Below are 19,167 nucleotides of genomic sequence, written 5' to 3'. Positions count from 1 at the left end.
AGAAACCCGGTTTCTGAGGTTGAGCGCAGGGACTAGAAACCGGGTTTCTACAACTATTTCTCGTTACCAATCGCCAAAACTCGTAGAAACCCGGTTTCTGAGGTTGAGCGCAGGGACTAGAAACCGGGTTTCTACAACTATTTCTCGTTACCAATCGCCAAAACTCGTAGAAACCCGGTTTCTGAGCCTCACGCGCAGAAACGAGAAACCTTTTTGGATCTCACGCGCAGAAACGAGAAACCGGGTTTCTACAACTATTTCTCGTTACCAATCGCCAAAACTCAGAGAAACCGGGTTTCTGAGGTTGAGCACGAAACTAATAACTGGTAAGTCTTTAGCCGCCGTAATTCCAGCCAGTGCTTTCTAACAGCAACGGAGCGCCCTCGCGGTGAACCCCAGCACCGATAACCTCTCCCACAAAAACCGTGTGATCCCCATGTTCCACAGCACCGACAACATTGCACTCAACGTAACCCAGAGTATCCGAAATAATCGGACAACCGGTTTCGGGGCCCAGATAAAATTCTACATCCTCAAATTTATTACCAACGCGGCGCTGCGGCTTAAAGAAGTTCTGGGCTAAGTCTTTTTGTCCAGCTTCCAGGAAACTCAAAGCAAAGACACCGCTGGCTTTGATCATGGCGTGGGATTTAGAGTCTTGCTTAACGCAGTTGACGACTAAGGGAGGGGTAAAGGAAGATTGCATCACCCAGCTAGCGGTGAAACCGTTGACTTCTTCCCCGTCTTTGACACCGCAGATGTACAATCCGTGGGGGATTTTCCGCAGTATGGTCTTTTTAGCTTGTTCATCTAACACGGGCTTACCTGTCGATCGATAATTCTACACAGCCAGTTTACCAATGTCGGGCTCACAAACCAAACTGTCTTAAGGGCGATGCGCCTATATGGCTTTTCTCTTCTTTCTATAACTTCGTGCACTTCGCGTCTTCGCGGTTGGTTAGATTAGCATTATTTAAGCAGTAAGGGGATAAGTTTTAACTGCCAATTCAAGACATCAAAACTCTCAAACAACTCCGTACTTCTTAAACCAATCTTGTAGCTTTTTCCAAGCATCATCAGCTTCTATTTTCCGGTATGTGGGGCGATAGTCAGCGTTAAAACCGTGGGGCGCATCTGGATAAACCACGATTTCGGAACCGCTGCTGCCAGTTTTGAGAAGTTGCCGCATTTTCTCGACTGTATCATTGGGAATTAAGTCATCTTTGCCACCGTAAAGACCCAATACGGGCACTTTCAAGGTGGCTGCAAGGTCGATCGGCTGTTTGGGAGTCAAAGCCGTAGAAGCGCTAGCTAAACGCCCGTACCAAGCCACACCAGCTTTAACTTTCGGGTTGTGGGCGGCGTACAGCCAGACAATTCTGCCACCCCAGCAAAACCCGGTAATGCCCAACTTATTAATATTGCCCTTTCCAGACTTTTGCGCCCAATCTACGGTAGCATCTAAATCGGACATAACTTGAGCATCGGGAACTTTCGAGACAACTTTACTGACAATTTCTTGAATGTCGGTGATTTTAGAAACATCACCTTGACGAGAATACAGTTCAGGGGCGATCGCCAAATAACCTAATTTAGCAAAACGGCGACAAATATCTTGAATGTGTGCGTGAACTCCGAAGACTTCTTGAACCACTAAAATCACTGGAAAATTGCTACCGCTAGCAGGCATTGCCCTGTAAGCTGGAATTTGCCCATCTTTGACCGGAATTTTCACTTCACCTGCAACTAAACCAGTTGAATCTGTGGTAATAGTTGCCAAAGAAATAGGATGAACTGCTAAGGCAAATCCGGCGGTTAATGCGGTGACAGTGATAAATTGTCTGCGAGTTAAATCTTTCATTTGTAATTAGTCAGTTGACAGTTGACAGTTGACAGTTGACAGTTGTCATTGGAAACTCTTCCATCCGTTAAATCCGCTACAAAATCCGCTGCCGAACTTCCTTCGATCGGAACAGCCGATCGTGCTCTGGATGATACAATCGCGATCGCCCTTCAACATCTTTACCCAAAGCCGGACTAATCACATACATCGTCGTTCTGATTAAATTATGTTCATGAGTGGCGATCGCCATTTTGTCAAGAGCAACCAACACAATTTTCTCATCCGGCCAACCCAACCGATAACAAATCGCCACAGGTAAATCAGACGAGTAATGTTCCATCAACTTAGCTTGAGCTTGCTCGACATGGCGCGCGCTCAAATACAAGCACAAACTCGCTTGATGGGCCGCTAAACTCGCCAATTCTTCACGTTCCGGTACTTCAGTTCGGCCACTAATCCGCGTCAAAATAATTGTCTGCACAACCCCGGGAACTGTTAACTCAATTTTCAGTTTAGCCGCCGCCAGTTGGAAAGCGCTAATTCCCGGAATTACCTCAAAAGCAATTCCCGCTTCGGCCAAAGCCTGCATTTGTTCACCCACAGCCCCGTAGAGACAGGGATCTCCCGAATGAAGGCGGACAACGCTTTTGCCGTCTCGCACTCGTTCCACCATCAAAGGTACAATCTCTTCGAGAGTCTTATCAGCAGTTTGGATAACTTCAGCATCCGCGCGCACCCCCTCCAAAATTTGCTTGGGAACTAGGGAATCGGCAAATAATATGACATCAGCCGCAGCCAGTAATTTTTGAGCCTTAACAGTCAACAAATCCGGGTCTCCCGGGCCTGCACCTACAATGTATACCCCTGGAATTAGGGATGCAATCTCTGTCAAAGTCATGGCTGCTAAAAAAAATTTGCTAAATTTACCGGCGTTTCCGGATGCACCTATTTAGGTTGGAAGTAAGGGATGGTAGATGCACCCTGGTTTTGAACCCTAGAGACTAACGTCTCTGGGGTTTTTTATTGATCCTCTGGCGATTTGGGAGCAACCTTGGCGCGATCGCCCGTGGCTGAGACCACATCTGGCAAAGGGCGATCGAGCAAATAAAGCCAAGCCAAACCACTCAATCCTAAAACAATCCCAGTCAAGCTTACCATCTGTGCCGCCCGCAGCGGCCCGAACATTAAACTATCAGTTCGCAACCCTTCAATCCAGACTCTACCGGAACTGTAAGCTGCGATGTAAACCAAAAACAAAGCACCAGTTTTTAACCTAATTTTGCCTTGCAAATCGCGGAAAAATAAAGTCAGCAGCAACCCAAATACTGTCAAATTCCACAGAGATTCGTAGAGAAATGTGGGATGGAAGTATTCAAAATTAGCATAGGCGATCGGGCGACTGTTTGGGGGAATATAGAGTTTCCAAGGTAAATCCGTAGGACTACCAAAAGCTTCAGAATTAAAGAAATTTCCCCAGCGTCCGATCGCCTGACCTAGAATTGCTGAAGGCGCGATTAAATCTGCTAATTGCCAAAAAGAAACTCGCTGGATTTTCGCAAAAATTAAAGCTGCGATTGTGCCGCCCAAAATCGCCCCGTGAATGGCAATTCCGCCTTTCCAAATCGCAATAATATCTTCAGGCCTTTGGGCGTATTGCTGCCACTCAAAAGCCACATAGTAAATTCGAGCACAAGGAATAGCGCCCAGAACCAGCCAAATTGCTAAATCGCCCAGCAATTCCGGGTTAACGCGGCGCTTTTCTGCCAAATATTGGGATAGACTGACGCCAATTAAGACAGCAGAAGCTATCAACAGTCCGTACCAACGGATAGCTACGGGGCCGAGTTGAAAGATAATCGGGCCTGGCGATGTAAATTGAAAGCCTAGAGGTAGCGCGAGAATATTTAGCACCATGAAAGTTGAATTAATTTTGGTGGAAAGCTGTCAAATTTGCATACCCTTTCACAAACTACAGAGTTTATTTTAGGTGACTGCGGTCATTTACACGCAATATTTGGGGAATTTCGCCGAAAATTAACTTTGTTGCGGATATTTTTGTCAGGAAATACAGACAGCGGTGAAAACCGAGTCTATACAAAGGAAGACGGCGGTTGAAACCGCGTCTACACGAACGAAGACGGCGGTTGAAACCGCGTCTTGTCAAACGAAGACGGCGGTTGAAACCGCGTCTACACAAACGAAGTCGGCCTCCGCCGACGGTCGAAAGTAACGCAATTTTAACCATCCAGTCTTCAACCCGCGGAGGCGGGTTTTGTCTGTATAGACGCGGTTTCAACCGCCGGGTATTCTGCATAAGTACCCGTAGGAGGATTCTCGGCAGTTTTGGTCGAGAGGTTTTAATATAGAGGGTGGTTTTAAATTTTCTGATGACCTATGTCTCCTACTTCCGTTTCTCAGGTGTACTCTTCTGGTAATTCCAGGGATGCGAATCAGTCTCGCAAGACTGCTGCTTTGGCTGTTGAGTCTGGTAAAATTCCTCCTTTGTTGGGGGCGAATTTAGCTGAGTTAACGGAGTGGGTACAGCAGCAGGGACAACCGGCTTATCGCGGCAAACAGTTGTATCAGTGGATTTATGAGAGAGGCGCTCGATCGCTCTCTGATATTTCTGTATTCTCAAAACAATGGCGCGAGACTGTTGCTAAAATTCCGATCGGGCGATCGACTATTCATTTGCGATCGGTCGCACCAGACGCCACAGTAAAGTATCTCCTAAAATTAGCAGACGGTCAAATTATTGAAACAGTCGGCATTCCCACCGAAAAACGGCTGACAGTGTGCGTCAGTGCCCAAGTTGGCTGCGCCATGGGCTGCGACTTTTGCGCTACGGGTAAAGGCGGTTTCAAGCGCAATTTAGAAGTCAACGAAATCGTTGATCAAGTCTTGACGGTACAGCAAGATTTCGGCCGCCGAGTCAGCCACATCGTATTTATGGGGATGGGCGAACCCCTGCTGAATATCGATAACGTTGTAAATGCTGTCAAGTGTTTGAACCAAGACGTAGGAATTGGACAGCGCAACATCACCATTTCCACAGTCGGAATCCGCAATCGCATCACCCAACTAGCCGAACATCAACTGCAAGTTACCCTCGCCGTCAGCCTCCACGCTTCCAATCAAAGACTGCGCGAAGAGTTGATTCCCAGCGCCCACCCTTATCCTTTGGGTGAGTTAATGGCAGAATGCCGCGAATATGTGCGATCGACTGGACGTAGATTAAGCTTTGAATACGTACTCTTAGCAAATGTGAATGACTTACCAGAGCACGCAGCCGAGTTAGCAAGTCAGTTGCGCGGTTTTCAGTGTCACGTCAATTTAATTCCTTACAATCCGATTCAGGAAGCAGAATATCAGCGGCCGACTCCCAATCGAATTAACCAATTTGTGACGGTTTTGAAGGAAAAGAAAATTGCAGTTAGCGTGCGGTATTCTCGCGGCTTAGAAGCAGATGCCGCCTGCGGACAACTGCGCGCCTCCGAGGGTTGAAAATTAGATTTTTCGTGTTAGGTAAAAAAGGTTCGTAGTGAGGACTTTAGTCCGCATCAAATTCAGAGGACTAAAGTCCTTACTACGAACCTTTTTGATTGTGATTCTGCGAGTTGACATCATATTACAACCAACCCTACAACCGTTTAACCAGTATCCACCGCAACTCTAACGGCGGTGTTTCTTGCACAGGAAATAAATCGCGTCCACTCGCCCAACTCACAAACCAAGGTGTCGGCGGCCACGCACCATCAGGCAAATGTTTTTGTTCGTATTCAATCACCGATTCATCCGCAATAATTTCTAATGGTAAACCCTCGATTGCTGCTTGCAATTCTTGTCTGGTAATTAAATAAGACCAACACAATTCTGACATTTGTTTTGCCATCTCGTCGGGTTCGTACCCATCGATAGCTAAGAAAGTGCTAAACAAGATAAACCCGCCACTTAACACAGCATCCGACATTTTACCCAGGAATAAGCGGACTTGTTCGGGATAGCGGAAGTGCGAGATAACTTCGGTAGCAATTGCTAATTTGTATCGATAGGTTTTCATCCTCAATAAAGGATCTAAAACGTCGCCTTGGGTGACATGAATCGGCAAATTTTCAGCGGTGGCTGCTGCGGATAGTTTTTCGGCAAATATCGGCGTTAGCTCGATCGCATCCACGGAATGTCCTAACCTAGCTAAAGGTAGACTATTGCGCCCTGGGCCCGCACCAACATCTAAAATAGCTGCTTTACCCGGTTCGCCTAATTCGGCGACAATTGCCATAACTTTAGCATCGGGATGGCTGCCAAACAAAGGTTCGGGGCGAATATCCGGCCAGGTATGATATTTCTGGGCCATCGATTCGACTTGAATCTTGGTATTCATAGTAATGCCGCCGGCTAAACCAGTTTGAGGATTGGCGGGAAAGTATGAGACGATTAGACTAGCGTGGGGAGAATTTTTGAATCCTTCTGCTAAGGCGTTGGCGATTAATGTTCGCAAGTTTTCGGTTTGGGCAGCATCGAGGTTTTGTCCGAGAAGTTGCAAGAAGTCGGAGAGTAATTTCAGATAGTCGTCTAACATCGATGGCACGCAAGGTAGATAAAAGTCTCCCTTGATGCCGATGTTCTTTTTGAGTCTTTCTTTGAGAATTAATTTGAGGCGATTGGAGTCTGTCAGCGGCGCATAAGTTTCGGGTGAGTCGCTGACGGGTAATTCGGGGGAAGATGCGGCACTGGTGGGTTTTTTAGTCACAATATTTTCGGTGATAACCGCGCAAGTTGGGGGAAAGTGCGATGGCGTCCCGCCCCGCAAGCTACGACTTTACGGACAATCATAACCTCGGTGGTTGTTCTGCGCGCCGAAATTTGGTATGATTGTATGCTGCAAAAAGCCTAAGTTAAATCGGAGGTCGATCGGCAATTAGGGCGATCGCACCTAGCATAATCTTGTGCTCTTGCACCTGAATCCGGGCGTGCAGCGTTTCTGGCGTATCGTCAGTCAAGACAGGCACCGCAGCCTGCATTAAAATCGGCCCGCTGTCTACTTCCAAACGAGCGATGTGCACCGTACATCCGGTTATTTTAACCTTGGCGGCGAGTGCTTGCTCGACGGCGCGAATTCCTGGAAAACTCGGCAGCAAGCTGGGATGAATGTTAATAACTTTGTCGGCAAAAGCATCGAGCAAAACTTTAGTAACAATCCGCATCCAACCCGCCATCACTACCCACTCTACATTATGGGCTTGAAAAATTTTAACAATTTTTGTATCTAATTCTTCGCGGGTTTTGCAATCGCGATGATTGAGCAAAATCGAAGGAATGCCGTATTTTTTGGCTCTAGCGACAGCTTTGGCTTCGGGATTGTTGTAAATTAATACTGGGATTTCAGCATTGAGTTGTCCCTTTTGGATGGCTTGGGCAATTACCTCGAAGTTGCTGCCGCTTCCTGATGCTAAAACTCCTATTTTTAATGGCGTGGCAATCTTAGCCTTTCCCTCTATGAGTGCGGGAGAAATTAAACAGTCTGTAGAATTAGTATTTGCTGCAATCATCAAAGTTTTACCGTGTTATCAAAGAGGAACCAACAGGACATCGAAAGTTTTCTGGGTCGTTATTTTTAGGGACAATTGGTCTCGGTGGAGGTGAAGTAGAAGGCCAATTTGTTACGCAACTAAATGCAACGCTAGTTCTAACATTTTCCTTGTCGTCTTTAACTTGAACTAGAAACACTGCACCAGTATAACTTCTCAATTGAGGTTTTTTGGCTTGAACCGTCATAATTACATCTTCGGTGAAATTACTTTGAGAGAGAATTTGATAACGGTAATTTTCTTCTTCAAACTTCATTCCTATACCCATTTCCTCAAATGTTGTAGCAAATTTTGTATTTTCAGCATAGAAAGCTTGTTGAGCATTAAGCATCGACCGAATATATTGTACGCTCTCATAGGCTTGTCGCGAAGTTTCTCCTACGAATTGATTAAATGTTTTTATTATTGTATTCCGAGGTAAAGCTGTAGTTGTGGAAAGTTTTTGCAGAAAAAGTGCACCTGTTGTAAAAGTAGTTGGTCTGGCTTCTCTCGACTTTAAACCGATGAATTCTACGCGGATTTGACCGTTGGGAGTAAATTCAAAGATTGTCTGCAAAGTTTCGATTGCATTGGCGATTACATCTATTGCCATCGGCTGGGTAGTAGAGTTAATTCTATATTTAAATTCATAGGCAGTTAGAGGTTCGGTTGGAGGTGCAAAAGGAAATGACCAAGTGAGTATAAATAGTTTGCCTTCTTGTGTAAAAATTACTGTAACTGGAACTGATAATAGATATTGTAACTGCCACTGTCCTACTAATTTTTCGGCTACAGTTTTGGCTGTGGGAGTAGTTGTTTGGGCTAGAATTGGGGCTGGCGGTGCGATCGGTTGGGCGATCGCACTTATAGCAAACTTGCTCACAGACAACAAGCAACAGCCACCAATCAGCAATCTAGAAATATTTAAGTATGTTTTTTGCATAAATGTCAACCCGTGACCTGCATAATCATTGTACCGCTTGCTGGCAGCGCTATTCTACAACAAGATCATCAAAAAACTCTTCCCTCAGAATCGAATAAATTTTCAGATCCCAATATTGCCCTTTCACAAATACCTGCTGTCGCAAAATCCCTTCCAACTGCATCCCGACTTTTTCCATCACCCTGGCAGAAGCAATATTATTAACTTCACATCGACCCATAATTCGATTTAGCAACATCTCCCGAAAGCCAAATTCAATAATTGCATTGACAGCCTCACTCATGTATCCTTCGCCCCAATGTCTCGCCGAAAGTGCATAGCCAATTTCCGCGCGGCTGTGCGTCATGCTCCATTCCACAAATCCGCAAGTCCCTATAAATTTTTTCTCGGCTTTGTGGACGATTCCCCAATCTACAAGCTCTCGTCTTTTGTACATTCTTGTCAGAGACTTGAGAAAGTATTTAGTGTCTTCGATGGAGACATGAGTTGACCACATTGTGTATTCTGATACTTCCGGGTTAGAAGCATACTCAAACATATCGCTGGCATCATTTAAAGTGATTTTTCTGAGCAGGAGCCTTTCAGTTTCTATAGTGGGTAAATTTGCTAATATATCGAGCAATTTCATTTTAATATTGACCTATATTGTGATACCATTTAAAATTAAAAGCTAAAATTTACAAGCCAATGGTTCCGATAAAATCTGGGCGTTTTAACTGGTTGGACAATGAGTCGATCGCAGCTTGGACATTTCTAGCCCCAGCTTTGCTGTTTCTGGGTACTTTTTTGATTTGGCCGATCGCCTATTTATTCTACCTCAGCTTTACCAAAGGCAGCTTTACCCAGTCGGGAGTGCGTTTGATTGGCTTCAACAACTACTCGCGCCTGCTCACAAACCCGGATTTTTGGCAAGTTCTCCAAAACACGATCTATTTTACAACCGCGACAGTCATTCCCAGTTTAATAATTCCGTTGGGTTTGGCCGTTTTGCTAAATCGCTCGTTTGCTTGGCGGGGAGCTCTCCGCACTGCTTATTTTATCCCTTCGATTACCTCTCTAGTGGCTGTTGGCTTGGGTTGGCGGTGGTTGTTTCAAACCGATGGCCCGGTGAATGATATGCTCAGGGCGATCGGCTTAAATCCGATACCTTGGCTGAGTAGCACAGTTTGGGCAATGCCCGTCATAATCTTGCTCAGTGTTTGGAAACAATTAGGCTTTAATATGGTAGTATTTTTAGCAGGATTGCAAGCAATTCCTGTAAATCGTTACGAAGCAGCAGAATTGGATGGAGCTAATGGTTGGCAGCAATTTTGGCACATCACTTTACCCGGTTTGCGGCCGACTTTAGTATTTGCTACCGTCACTACAGCTATTTTTACCCTGCGGAGTTTCGAGCAAGTTTACGTCATTACCGGCGGCGGCCCTTTGAACTCTACTAATTTGCTAGTTTATTATATTTACGATCAAGCTTTTTCGCAATTTGATTTTGGCTATGCAGCCGCTGCGGCAACTTTCCTGATGGCCATAGCTTTGATATTAGTTTATGTTCAGCTTCGAGTTTGGGGCGACGATTCTTAATTCTACTCTTAATAAAAACTATTGCTAGAAAACAAGTGTTGGGCGAGACTAGACTTGAATTGTATAAATCCTTGTTCGATCCTTTCACCGCAGATTTAAGGCAGATGAACACGGATAAACGCAGATAATTTTAAGATAATTGTGTCAGGAGTGCAAGAGGTTTACTGAAACGGAGGGTTGTTTATTCCACGCGATGTGTAAGGTGCGTCGCTATGAGATTGTCGATTAAATTTAGGGATTGAAAGAGAGCGACACACCCTACAAATACAGGTGCATCATTTTTGAACAATAGTATGATATTCCATGTACTCTGCTGTTTGTTCGGCTTGTGCTGTACCTAAAAGCTTGCCGACAACGTGCAAAGACATATCAATTCCCGCAGCAATTCCCCCAGAAGTGATGATTTTGTCGTTATCCACAAATCGCTGATTTTCAACAATAGTTGTATTAGGAGCTAATTCTCTCAACAAATCTAACGCTCCATGGTGTGTAGTTGCTGCTAAACCTTCCAACAAGCCCGCTTTTGCTAACAGCAGCGAACCCGTACAGACAGAAAGCACTAATTCTGCTGTTTGCGAACAATCTTCTATCCAGTTAATCACTGCTGAATTATCGATTAACTTTCTCGTGCCCAGTCCTCCCGGTACAATTAAAATATCGGGGCGCGGACAATCGGCAATGGTGCAGTCGGGATTTATACTCAAACCGTTGCGGGCGATGACTGCACCGGGATGTTCGGCTACGGTAGAGACTGCAAAAGGTTGTGAAGCCTTACTTAATTGTGATGTCACCGAAAACACTTCAAAAGGCCCGGCAAAGTCCAGTACCTCGACATCATCGAACATTAAAATAGCTACTTTCCTAGTTGGCATAAGACATACTACAGCTGTCAGTTGACAGTTGTCAGTTGACAGTTGTCAGAATAGCAGTTAGTTGGGTTGTTAGTTGTCAGTTGTTCGTCAGCTTGCGGATCGTTGGGTAGTCATTAGTCATTAGTCAGAAGGAAGAAGCGAGAAGGAAGAGGGAAGAAGCAAGTAGAAAAAAGCAAGTAGGCAAAAGCAAGAAGCAAGTAGGAAAAAGTCTCCCCCTCTCCCACTCTCCCACTCTCTCCCTCTCCCCCTCTCCCCCTCTCTCTGACTTTAAGCTACCCAAAAGCAGGGTTTGCTAAAAGTCAGCTTGCTGAACTATTCAATGATATGGAAATAAAAGGCTGCAACCACAAAATTGATAGCTAACAGCAACAGAAACCAGCCGGTGCGAAAGGTGTAAGGGAATTTGCCCGTTTTCATCACGGAGTCGGATTTTAATTGGTTCTTTGCTATCTCTGCCATAATTCAAGCTCCTAATTCATAAGTCACTGTATTTACAAATAGCAGAGAGCGTCGCACATCAGCACAATCCTTTAGTGTTATTTTTTGTAACTAGGAGTTTATACCGAGTTGCACAGAGATTGCTTTTAATCGCTCTCTCCGGCGTGGTAGGAACTGCGGACGAGAGGCCCCGATCGCACGCGCTCAAACCCCATCTCGCGGGCGATCGACCCAAAACGGTCAAATTCGGCTGGCGTCCAGTATTTTCGCACTGGGAGGTGTTCTAGAGATGGTCTCATGTATTGACCGAGGGTGAGTCGATCGCACTTGGCATCTCGCAAGTCGGCCATCGCTTCGACTATCTCGGCCTCGGTTTCCCCGTGCCCTAACATCAAACCGGATTTGGTGGGAATAGTTGGGTCAAATTCCTTGACAAGGCGCAACACGTCGATCGAGCGATCGTACTTGGCCCCCCTCCGCACTGGCCCTTGCAACCGGCGCACCGTCTCAATATTGTGGTTGTAACAAGCCGGTTTTGCCTCTACCACCGTCCGAATTCGCTCCCGCTGCAACTCATCCAAACCGGAATTCTCGCCTGGGGCGGGTACGGGGAGGGCGGGCACGGGGGCACCGCCCCTACCTAGTCCTCCCCAGAAATCCGGCGTCAGTACCTCAACTTCAGTATCGGGGTTTAAGTGCCGGATTTGGGCGATCGTCAACGCAAACCAACCCGCACCGCCATCCGGCAAATCGTCCCTCGCTACCGAAGTCAGCACCGCATAGCGCAAACCCAACAACTGCACCGCCTCCGCCACCTTCTGCGGTTCCTGGGGATCGAGGGGCATCGGAGAATGACCTTTATCTACTTGACAAAAAGCACAAGCGCGGGTGCAAGTCGGCCCCATCAACATAAAAGTCGCCGTTTTTTGGGCGTAACACTCGCCCCGGTTGGGACATCTGCCCTCTTCACAAATTGTGTGAATTTGTCGCTGTTTAATAATTTTCTGCACTTGCGAAAGTTCGCTGGCGAGGCCAATGGGGCGCCGCAGCCACTCCGGCATCGCCTCGATTTCGCTGCGTATTTGGGCGGCGGTTGCTTTGACAGTAGGAGTTTGAGGAGTTTGGGGCGACATAAAAATCAAGGGCATGGAGTTAATATATTCGATCGTATCCGAAATCAAAGTCTCGGAACTTGTAGCACTAGCGCGCGAAATCTCGATCGCGCTCAATTGCCGCAAAACTAAACTCGCGCAGAATTCTGGGTAGAATTCTCTTAGAGATATACTGAAGGTTGCAAAATCAGACCACACGGTTGGCGGCAAACTCAGAGACTTCTGTCCTGAGAGCAAAGCGACTTGGCGGACTTTAGTCCCCGTGGTGTGTGCTCTATAATCTAGAGGCAAGTAAGTAAATCAGTCTGCGTGACGAACCATCCTAGTACGGAGAAATTCCGGCCACTTAGTACACGCATTGAGGCGTCAAACAAAAAGAGCAAGCAATAGCAGGAAGGCAAGCGTGCGGAACTGGCGAAAGTGATAGACCCAGAAAGCATTTGAAAAGGATAACGCAAGCGCGATTGCAGCGTCGAAAGATAGTTGTATTGAGCGAAAGCGAGGCACCTTGACAATGCCTTTGAAGATTGGTTTCTGATCTATTCAAGAATCTCAGCGGTCTCGCACCCTGAGAGTGTCAACACTTATTACTGAAGGAGTCAGTCGTGGCCGGTCAAAAAATCTTGGTAATCGATGACAGTAAAGTCATCCGCGTCCGAGTTCGAGAGATGTTACCTCAGGGTAACTTTGAAGTTTTAGAAGCAAAAGACGGCGAAGAGGGACTCAAACTGATCCGTCAAGCCCGACCGAATCTAATTATGTTAGATTTTCTACTGCCTAAAGTCAGCGGTTGGGAAGTGTATCAAAAAGTGCAAGCCCATCCCGAGCTTTCCAAGATACCTTTGGTGATCATGTCAGGCCGCGAAGAAGAGGTGATGGAGAAAATTCCCAAACCCTTCGAGAAGCATTTTTTTGCATTCATTGCCAAACCCTTTGAGAAAAAGCAGCTAACCGAGGCGATCAAGTCGGCGATGGTACTGGCCAAAAAGAAACCAGTCCCAGAAGCCCCAGCCACCGCGGCTGCACCCAGCTCCGGAGCCGGCGGCGCCGATATTCAGGCGATGACTAAGCAAATGGCGAAAATGCAAGCGGAAATTGATGCACTCAAAAAACAAATGACTCAGGTGATTACAATCATCAAGCAGAAATTGAAATAATTCTGCGGTGTTCTGAAGGTACTCATGTATAAGGCACTCAGGTAGAAGGAAACTTCCACACTGTGAAAATTTCTGGCTTTGTGGTCTCAATGGGTTGCCTGAACTCCGCAGTTTTTAGCTAAATTTCTCGATCGCGCGCCCTACCCAACAACGTGCAACAAGTTTCTCACAATCTCCGTGAGAAAATCAATTAAAAGTTAAAAATAACACCAGGGAGGAAATCAATTATTAATCTTGATTAGGATTTTTAATTGCCGCTCGTGCCACGCTCAACTATCAACTCCTCAGTCTCATTTTTTTGGTTAATGACTAACGACTATTCCGATTTTTTGCCTCAACTGCGTGCCTCAACAGAGCAATTATTGAAAAAATTAGACTGCTTCGATCGAGCGCAGGTATTAGCGATCGGAGATTTGACCTTGGACGAGTTTCTTACCGGACAAGTAGAGCGAATTTCCCGCGAAGCACCTGTGCTGATTTTGCGCTACGAGAATACTCGGCAATTACCCGGAGGTGGCGCAAATGCTGTCTACAATTTAGCAAAACTCGGAGGTAAAGTAAAAGTTGCTGGTTTGGTGGGAAAAGACGACCAGGGAAAGGCTTTGTGCGGCATTTTTGAGGCGGCCGGAATTGATACGGCTGGGATTTTAATCGATTCGCAGCGTCCCACTGTCACCAAAACTCGCATTTCCGGGCACGCGCGGCAGTCGGTGACTCAGCAAATTGTCCGAGTCGATCGCAAATCGGACGAGTTGCCGGATTTAGACTTGCAGTTACAATTAGCTGACTACATCCGGCAGCAAATCCCGACAGTAGATGCTGTGGTGTGTTCGGACTACGGCGATGGAGTTTTGACTCGTTTGGCGATCGAATCGGCAGTCGTTCCCGGCAAAACTATTGTGGACGCTCAAACAAATTTGCAGCGATATTCCGGAGCCATGCTGTTTACTCCGAACTTGCCAGAAGCCGAGCAAGCAGTCGGATATGCTATCAAAAATTCTCAGACTTTAATGCAAGCAGGACGGGATTTGTTGAACTTAACTCAAGCTCAAAAAATCCTGATTACTCGCGGCGAAGAAGGGATGAGTTTGTTTGAAAGAGTCAACGGCGAAGCTATTAAAAATTCACCTCCTCCCACATCCACTTGTGAACAGGGAGAATTTGCCATTCAAAGCTGGGATATTCCGCCTTTTAACAAAACAGATGTCTTCGATGTAACTGGTGCTGGAGATACAGTCGTAGCAGCAATGACTTTAGCTTTGTGCGTCGGTGCATCCGGTTGGGAAGCGGCGGTTTTGGGAAATTTGGCCGCTAGCATTGTCGTGCGTCAATTCGGTACGGCGACGACGACAGCAGAGGAGATGAAAGAAGCTTTGAAAACGATGGTTTATGACTAATTATTGGGAATTGGGAATTGGTCATTGGGAATTGGTCATTGGGAATTGGTCATTGGGAATTGGTCATTGGGAATTGGTCATTGGGAATTGGTCATTGGGAATTGGTCATTGGGAATTGGTCATTGGGAATTGGGTCAATACGGTTTACTTAACACTATTTATGCCCCGGAGATCCCCCTCGCATCCCCCTGGTTGTAGGGGGACTTTGAGAGCATTCTTGTCCCACCCCCTACTCCCCTTTTTTAAGGGGTGTGCCAGGGAGATATCTCTTAAGTGAACCGTATTGGGTTATGGGTAATTAGTAATTGGTAATTGGTTATAGGTTATTTATTCCCAATGCCCAATTCCCAATGCCCAATGCCCAATTCCCAATAATTACTTACTCTTTTTCAAAATTTGTCCGTTGTCATCAATCGTCAAACCAGTATTTGGAAAATCGCTCTTTGTCAAACGGCGAATCAACCCCACAGTCCTAAAATCGTCATCCACAGATGGAATACCTTGGCTGTTAAGTTCGACGGGGATAATCTTACCAGAAACAAAATCCCCTTTTGGAGTCATTTTTACATCTAAAATCAGAGATTGACCTAATACTCCGGCTGTGGACAAAGTGCGATAACCCATAAAATTGCCCAGGGAATACGCAATCAATTTCCCTTTATACAGTTCCAAAGCTCTGGTAACGTGCGGGCCATGTCCCAAAATCAAATCTGCTCCCGCATCAATCATCGTGCGCGAAAACAAAACCATATTTCCCCGATTTTCTCCGTAAAAGAACTCGTTTGTATTTCTGACATTTTGAGCTCCGGTTCCTTCAGCTCCAGCATGAACTGATATGACTACAATATCAGCCTTTTGCCTCGCTTTTTTCACAACTTCTGCCCCCGCCTTCAGTTCCAGCAAGGAATTGTGAACTTCGCCGTAGTTGCTGAAACCTATAAAAGCAACGTTTACGCCCTTGACGTTTTGATAAACAATTTGATCTCTTTTACCAACAGCTTTCATACCGTTGCTGTCGATGTTTTTGATCGTGTCCTTAAATCCCTGCTCGTTAAAATCGTAGGAGTGATTGTTGGCAACATTCAAGATATCAAAACCCACATCTTTGAAAATTTTGGCATAACTCGGAGGCGTCCGAAAGGCAAACAGCATTCCTCCGCCGCCTCCTTTGGAGCTGTAAGGATAATCGGTCATCGTGCTTTCAAAATTGCCAAACAGAATATCGGCTCCTTGGAGGTAAGATTTTACCGATTCAAATAAACGCTCCTTATTTTCCGGCAGTTTGTTGTAGGGGAAATTGGTGCCGGGGATCATGTCGCCAACTGCTTTGATGCTGACAGTTGCGGGCAGATTTGTAGGTATTTTTGCTGCCTGCAAGGGCGATTTTGATGCGGGTTTGGTGGCGGATGTTGATGCTGGGATCGATTCCTTGCGGGATGGTTTCGCTGCGCTTACTTTTTGTACCCCAGCTTTTGGCGTGAGAGGGTTAATGGTAGCGGTGGTTGAGGATTTGTTAAATTGAGAACCCAGTACAAAGCCAGCTATCGGTACGAGAATCAGACTCAGAGCACCGACTGACAGCCAAGATTTTTTAGTTTTAGTGCGGGCTAACTTTGCCCGTGGTGATGGCTTTGGCTGCGGTAGGTTTGTGGGTTGGGGAGTTGGGATTTTAGCGGGTGGAGGCGGGAATTTTTCTGGTATTTGAGACGGTGCAGTTGTGACATTTTGAGTGTTTTCTATGGTTGGCAAAGTCACAGGAATTTGGGCAGCGGGTGCGCTCACCGCAGCCGCTCCACTGACAGAAACTGTTGCTCTTTCGGCAACAGGCACACTAACAGGTGCTTTTGTCAAGGGTTTTTTTAATTCTACCGTCTGAGTCCAAGCGGGTAATTGCTGGCCTTCGAGCCGCCCGTAAACTGTTACTCCGTAAATGTGATTTGGTTGCAGCCGCTGCAATCCTTTGAGTGCGACTCGGAGACAGGCTTCTTCTGCGGGCAATTGTTCTGCTTCCAGCAGTAGGTGCAGGGTGTCATTTTCCAGGCTGGCTTTAGCGGTGACGCCGAAGCTTTGGAGTGCTTGGCCTAGCAGAAATGCGATCGCCTTGGGGTCGCCTTCTTTTGCTAAATTTAGAATATCTTGTTGGCTCACAAATGCCTCTACTCTCACACGATAAATTTAGCTCGATCTTATATCACATTCGGCGAAAAACAATGAAATTGCGATGATTTAACATAAGTGAGTAAGTACAAATAAACATACTGAAAATATTTGGTGAACAGGTAAGAATGCTCTCAAAAACCTGGTTTCTCGTTGCTGTAGTAAATCCCGCTTGTCCGGCTTGCGATTAAGATGAAGACAAAAGCGATCGCTCGGCGATGACGCAGTGAAACTCACTGCGTCATGCTACCCGCGAGAAATCGACGGCGAGCCACAATTGCCCGCCATCCCCCCGGAGCGCACCCGTGCTGTGCTGGCGGCAGCCGGAACGCCTGCACAGCAGGTAGCTGAGGCGAAAGCAGTCAATCAACTTTCTCGATGCCGCTGCTTTACCCGCAGCCTCCGATTTAGTTATTTTCAAACTAATTAGTTAAAACAGTTGCACGTCAATGACGCAATTGTGTTATCGAGATCCGGAGCGCTGCCGCCTCAAATTATGATTTTTCGCGAGAAGGGTGCTATTTGTGAGTTAGTTGAGCGCAGAGCAGCTAGGATCGAGCTAACTCAAGGTTACACTAAAGCTCGTCAGGCGGCGGCCTCTCAAAAACCCGATTGAGTCTTATGGCGCATTACCGCTCCAGTTTATGTTTATTGACCTGCATTGCCTGTCTGGGCGCTGCCTTTAGTCCCAGTGCGGACGGAAGGCAACAGATTGTCAATGCTTCGTACCGGGTTGTTTCCGAAGAAATTGCTCAGGCGAACTCTCCCCCGGACGACCGCCAGGACTCGAATCCTCCAAAACCCTCACCAGCGCCCAATAAAAACAAATCCTTGCCCCCGAAAACGCAAAAATCTAATTCCAAAATCCCGAAACCAATCTCCCAAATAATTGTCATTTTGTCGCAGCAACGGGGGCTGTTAATGTTGGGTTTTGCAGCAGTTGTAGTCACGGCAGCGGCAGTATTTATCATGCTAAAATTAGTTGGCAGCGACGATTCAAATCATCGAAAGCGAATAGGCCCAAGAGGCTCTCGCCACAACCCAAGAAACCCTGCATTCAGCAATCCCGAGGTTGAGACAAATTTGCCGGAAACCCGACAGCAACGGCTGGCTTCTGGGGCAGCAAAACCATTACCACCATTGCCCTATCCTGTTAATTCATCCAAGGGCTACAATCCCGATGGCAACGATCGACCTTTACCGTTTATCCTAGAACGGGGCGCAGAAGAATCTGAGGATGCAGGGGTAGAGGGCGATCGAATTAATTCCGATATCGGGACGGAGGAAAAGCACAGCAACGGCAACGGCGACTCGGCTTTGAACATTCCCGAAACAGCTAATCGAGCCTCTGAGCTAGCAAATCGCAAAAAAAATATTTCTCTTCCAGAAAAGGAGCCGAAACCTAAACTCGATGTTATTGAAAAACTAATTGAAGATTTGCAGCACCTAAATCCAGCACAGAGGCGCAAAGCAATTTGGGAACTCGGTCAGCAAGGAGATTCCCGAGCAGTGGAGCCGTTGCTCGATTTGCTGGCAAATTCTGACTCTAAACAGTACAGTTTAATTTTGGCAAGTGTCTCGGAAATTGGCATCCGCACCCTCAAACCGATGAATAATGCCTGGTCAATTTCCCTGCAAAATGAAAACCCTGAAGTGCGGAAAAATACGATTCGCGACTTGACGCGGATTTACGAATTGGTGAATCAAATCAGTCACTTGTTGCATCGCGCCACGGACGATCCAGATACAGAAGTTCAGGAAACTGCCCGCTGGGCAATCAATCAGTTGAATCGCATCCGCCCGCGTTCTGGGAGGGATGATTAGTCAGTTGACAGTTGACAGTTGTCAGTTGACAGTTGACAGTAATCGTAGGGTGTGTCGCCATGAATAATCCCTAAAAAATATCGACAATTTAACAGCGACGCACCTTTTGACGATGGTCATTGTAAACAAGTACAATATTTATTGTCTAGCAATCTTTTGTCTAAATGGTATAAAATATAAGCCAATACGGTTTACTTAAGAGAGGGCGCGTGCCGGCCTTGATACAGTCGATTATTTCATAGATTGTTAGCCGGCACCCACCCCTACCGCAATCTGGTT

The 19,167-nt window shown here is 46.4% G+C and carries 20 protein-coding genes; 8 read left to right on the top strand and 12 right to left on the bottom strand.

All coding sequences use genetic code 11. The annotated features are described in order from the left end of the window. Nucleotides 1-367: hypothetical protein (locus tag QZW47_RS23365; RefSeq protein WP_293132255.1), on the top strand; the 367-nt coding region annotated here is incomplete at its 5' end. On the opposite strand, the gene QZW47_RS23360 is transcribed toward QZW47_RS23365, so the two are convergent. The 4 genes from QZW47_RS23360 to lgt form a co-directional block, all read right to left on the bottom strand. Beyond that, nucleotides 335-817, bottom strand: coding sequence for a flavin reductase family protein (locus tag QZW47_RS23360; RefSeq protein ID WP_293132252.1), 483 nt, complete (start codon nt 815-817; stop codon nt 335-337). The two genes, QZW47_RS23365 and QZW47_RS23360, sit on opposite strands and share 33 nt — an antisense overlap. 207 nt (nt 818-1,024) lie before the next feature. After that, nucleotides 1,025-1,861, bottom strand: a complete 837-nt coding sequence (locus tag QZW47_RS23355) for a dienelactone hydrolase family protein (RefSeq protein ID WP_293132249.1) — start codon at nt 1,859-1,861, stop codon at nt 1,025-1,027. A gap of 76 nt (nt 1,862-1,937) precedes the next feature. Beyond that, nucleotides 1,938-2,741 carry a precorrin-4 C(11)-methyltransferase gene (gene cobM, locus QZW47_RS23350; protein WP_293132246.1) on the bottom strand — a complete coding sequence of 268 codons (804 nt, stop codon included), beginning with the start codon at nt 2,739-2,741 and terminating at the stop codon, nt 1,938-1,940. Nucleotides 2,742-2,863: 122 nt separating this feature from the next. Next, nucleotides 2,864-3,757 carry a prolipoprotein diacylglyceryl transferase gene (lgt, locus tag QZW47_RS23345; RefSeq protein ID WP_293132243.1) on the bottom strand — a complete coding sequence of 298 codons (894 nt, stop codon included), beginning with the start codon at nt 3,755-3,757 and terminating at the stop codon, nt 2,864-2,866. A gap of 480 nt (nt 3,758-4,237) precedes the next feature. Between lgt and rlmN the strand changes: the two genes are divergently transcribed. Next, nucleotides 4,238-5,347: a 23S rRNA (adenine(2503)-C(2))-methyltransferase RlmN gene (gene rlmN, locus QZW47_RS23340; RefSeq protein ID WP_293132240.1), complete on the top strand. Its 1,110-nt coding sequence runs from the start codon at nt 4,238-4,240 to the stop codon at nt 5,345-5,347. Nucleotides 5,348-5,483: 136 nt separating this feature from the next. On the opposite strand, the gene QZW47_RS23335 is transcribed toward rlmN, so the two are convergent. The 4 genes from QZW47_RS23335 to QZW47_RS23320 form a co-directional block, all read right to left on the bottom strand. Continuing rightward, nucleotides 5,484-6,593 carry a bifunctional 2-polyprenyl-6-hydroxyphenol methylase/3-demethylubiquinol 3-O-methyltransferase UbiG gene (locus QZW47_RS23335; RefSeq protein WP_293132237.1) on the bottom strand — a complete coding sequence of 370 codons (1,110 nt, stop codon included), beginning with the start codon at nt 6,591-6,593 and terminating at the stop codon, nt 5,484-5,486. Between the two features lie 145 nt (nt 6,594-6,738). Further along, a complete protein-coding gene (purN, locus tag QZW47_RS23330) occupies nt 6,739-7,392 on the bottom strand; it encodes a phosphoribosylglycinamide formyltransferase (RefSeq protein WP_293132234.1) in 654 nt (217 codons plus the stop codon). A 7-nt stretch (nt 7,393-7,399) separates the two neighbouring features. Next, a complete protein-coding gene (locus QZW47_RS23325) occupies nt 7,400-8,353 on the bottom strand; it encodes a type IV pilin-like G/H family protein (RefSeq protein ID WP_293132231.1) in 954 nt (317 codons plus the stop codon). Between the two features lie 49 nt (nt 8,354-8,402). Beyond that, nucleotides 8,403-8,981, bottom strand: coding sequence for a GNAT family protein (locus QZW47_RS23320; protein ID WP_293132228.1), 579 nt, complete (start codon nt 8,979-8,981; stop codon nt 8,403-8,405). Nucleotides 8,982-9,040: 59 nt separating this feature from the next. On the opposite strand from QZW47_RS23320, the gene QZW47_RS23315 reads away from it, so the two are divergent. Further along, entirely contained in the window at nt 9,041-9,931 is an 891-nt protein-coding gene (locus QZW47_RS23315) for a carbohydrate ABC transporter permease (RefSeq protein WP_293132225.1), read from the top strand. A gap of 275 nt (nt 9,932-10,206) precedes the next feature. Here the strand turns inward: QZW47_RS23315 and QZW47_RS23310 are convergent, their stop codons facing one another. From QZW47_RS23310 to QZW47_RS23300, 3 genes are all read right to left on the bottom strand, one after another. Beyond that, nucleotides 10,207-10,803, bottom strand: coding sequence for a DJ-1/PfpI family protein (locus QZW47_RS23310; RefSeq protein ID WP_293132222.1), 597 nt, complete (start codon nt 10,801-10,803; stop codon nt 10,207-10,209). 312 nt (nt 10,804-11,115) lie between these two features. Then, a complete protein-coding gene (locus QZW47_RS23305) occupies nt 11,116-11,262 on the bottom strand; it encodes a photosystem I protein PsaX (protein ID WP_293132219.1) in 147 nt (48 codons plus the stop codon). A 125-nt stretch (nt 11,263-11,387) separates the two neighbouring features. After that, nucleotides 11,388-12,374: a lipoyl synthase gene (locus QZW47_RS23300; RefSeq protein WP_293132346.1), complete on the bottom strand. Its 987-nt coding sequence runs from the start codon at nt 12,372-12,374 to the stop codon at nt 11,388-11,390. Nucleotides 12,375-12,958: 584 nt separating this feature from the next. Between QZW47_RS23300 and QZW47_RS23295 the strand changes: the two genes are divergently transcribed. From QZW47_RS23295 to QZW47_RS23285, 3 genes are all read left to right on the top strand, one after another. Further along, entirely contained in the window at nt 12,959-13,510 is a 552-nt protein-coding gene (locus QZW47_RS23295) for a response regulator (RefSeq protein WP_293132216.1), read from the top strand. A 305-nt stretch (nt 13,511-13,815) separates the two neighbouring features. Then, the gene (locus QZW47_RS23290; RefSeq protein ID WP_293132213.1) at nt 13,816-14,907 is read left to right on the top strand and encodes a PfkB family carbohydrate kinase; all 1,092 of its coding nucleotides are present in this window, start codon (nt 13,816-13,818) and stop codon (nt 14,905-14,907) included. Nucleotides 14,908-14,931: 24 nt separating this feature from the next. Further along, entirely contained in the window at nt 14,932-15,105 is a 174-nt protein-coding gene (locus QZW47_RS23285) for a hypothetical protein (RefSeq protein ID WP_293132209.1), read from the top strand. Between the two features lie 177 nt (nt 15,106-15,282). On the opposite strand, the gene QZW47_RS23280 is transcribed toward QZW47_RS23285, so the two are convergent. Then, nucleotides 15,283-17,055 (bottom strand): CapA family protein, encoded by a 1,773-nt coding sequence (locus QZW47_RS23280; protein ID WP_293132206.1) that lies wholly within the window; start codon nt 17,053-17,055, stop codon nt 15,283-15,285. Nucleotides 17,056-17,290: 235 nt separating this feature from the next. On the opposite strand from QZW47_RS23280, the gene QZW47_RS23275 reads away from it, so the two are divergent. Both QZW47_RS23275 and QZW47_RS23270 read left to right on the top strand, forming a co-directional pair. Then, nucleotides 17,291-17,494 carry a hypothetical protein gene (locus QZW47_RS23275; protein ID WP_293132203.1) on the top strand — a complete coding sequence of 68 codons (204 nt, stop codon included), beginning with the start codon at nt 17,291-17,293 and terminating at the stop codon, nt 17,492-17,494. A gap of 191 nt (nt 17,495-17,685) precedes the next feature. Continuing rightward, the gene (locus QZW47_RS23270; protein WP_293132201.1) at nt 17,686-18,888 is read left to right on the top strand and encodes a HEAT repeat domain-containing protein; all 1,203 of its coding nucleotides are present in this window, start codon (nt 17,686-17,688) and stop codon (nt 18,886-18,888) included. Nucleotides 18,889-19,167: the final 279 nt, after the last annotated feature.

Source organism: Microcoleus sp. bin38.metabat.b11b12b14.051 (assembly GCF_013299165.1).
GTDB lineage: Bacteria > Cyanobacteriota > Cyanobacteriia > Cyanobacteriales > Microcoleaceae > Microcoleus.
This window is presented reverse-complemented; position numbering and strand designations above follow the sequence as displayed.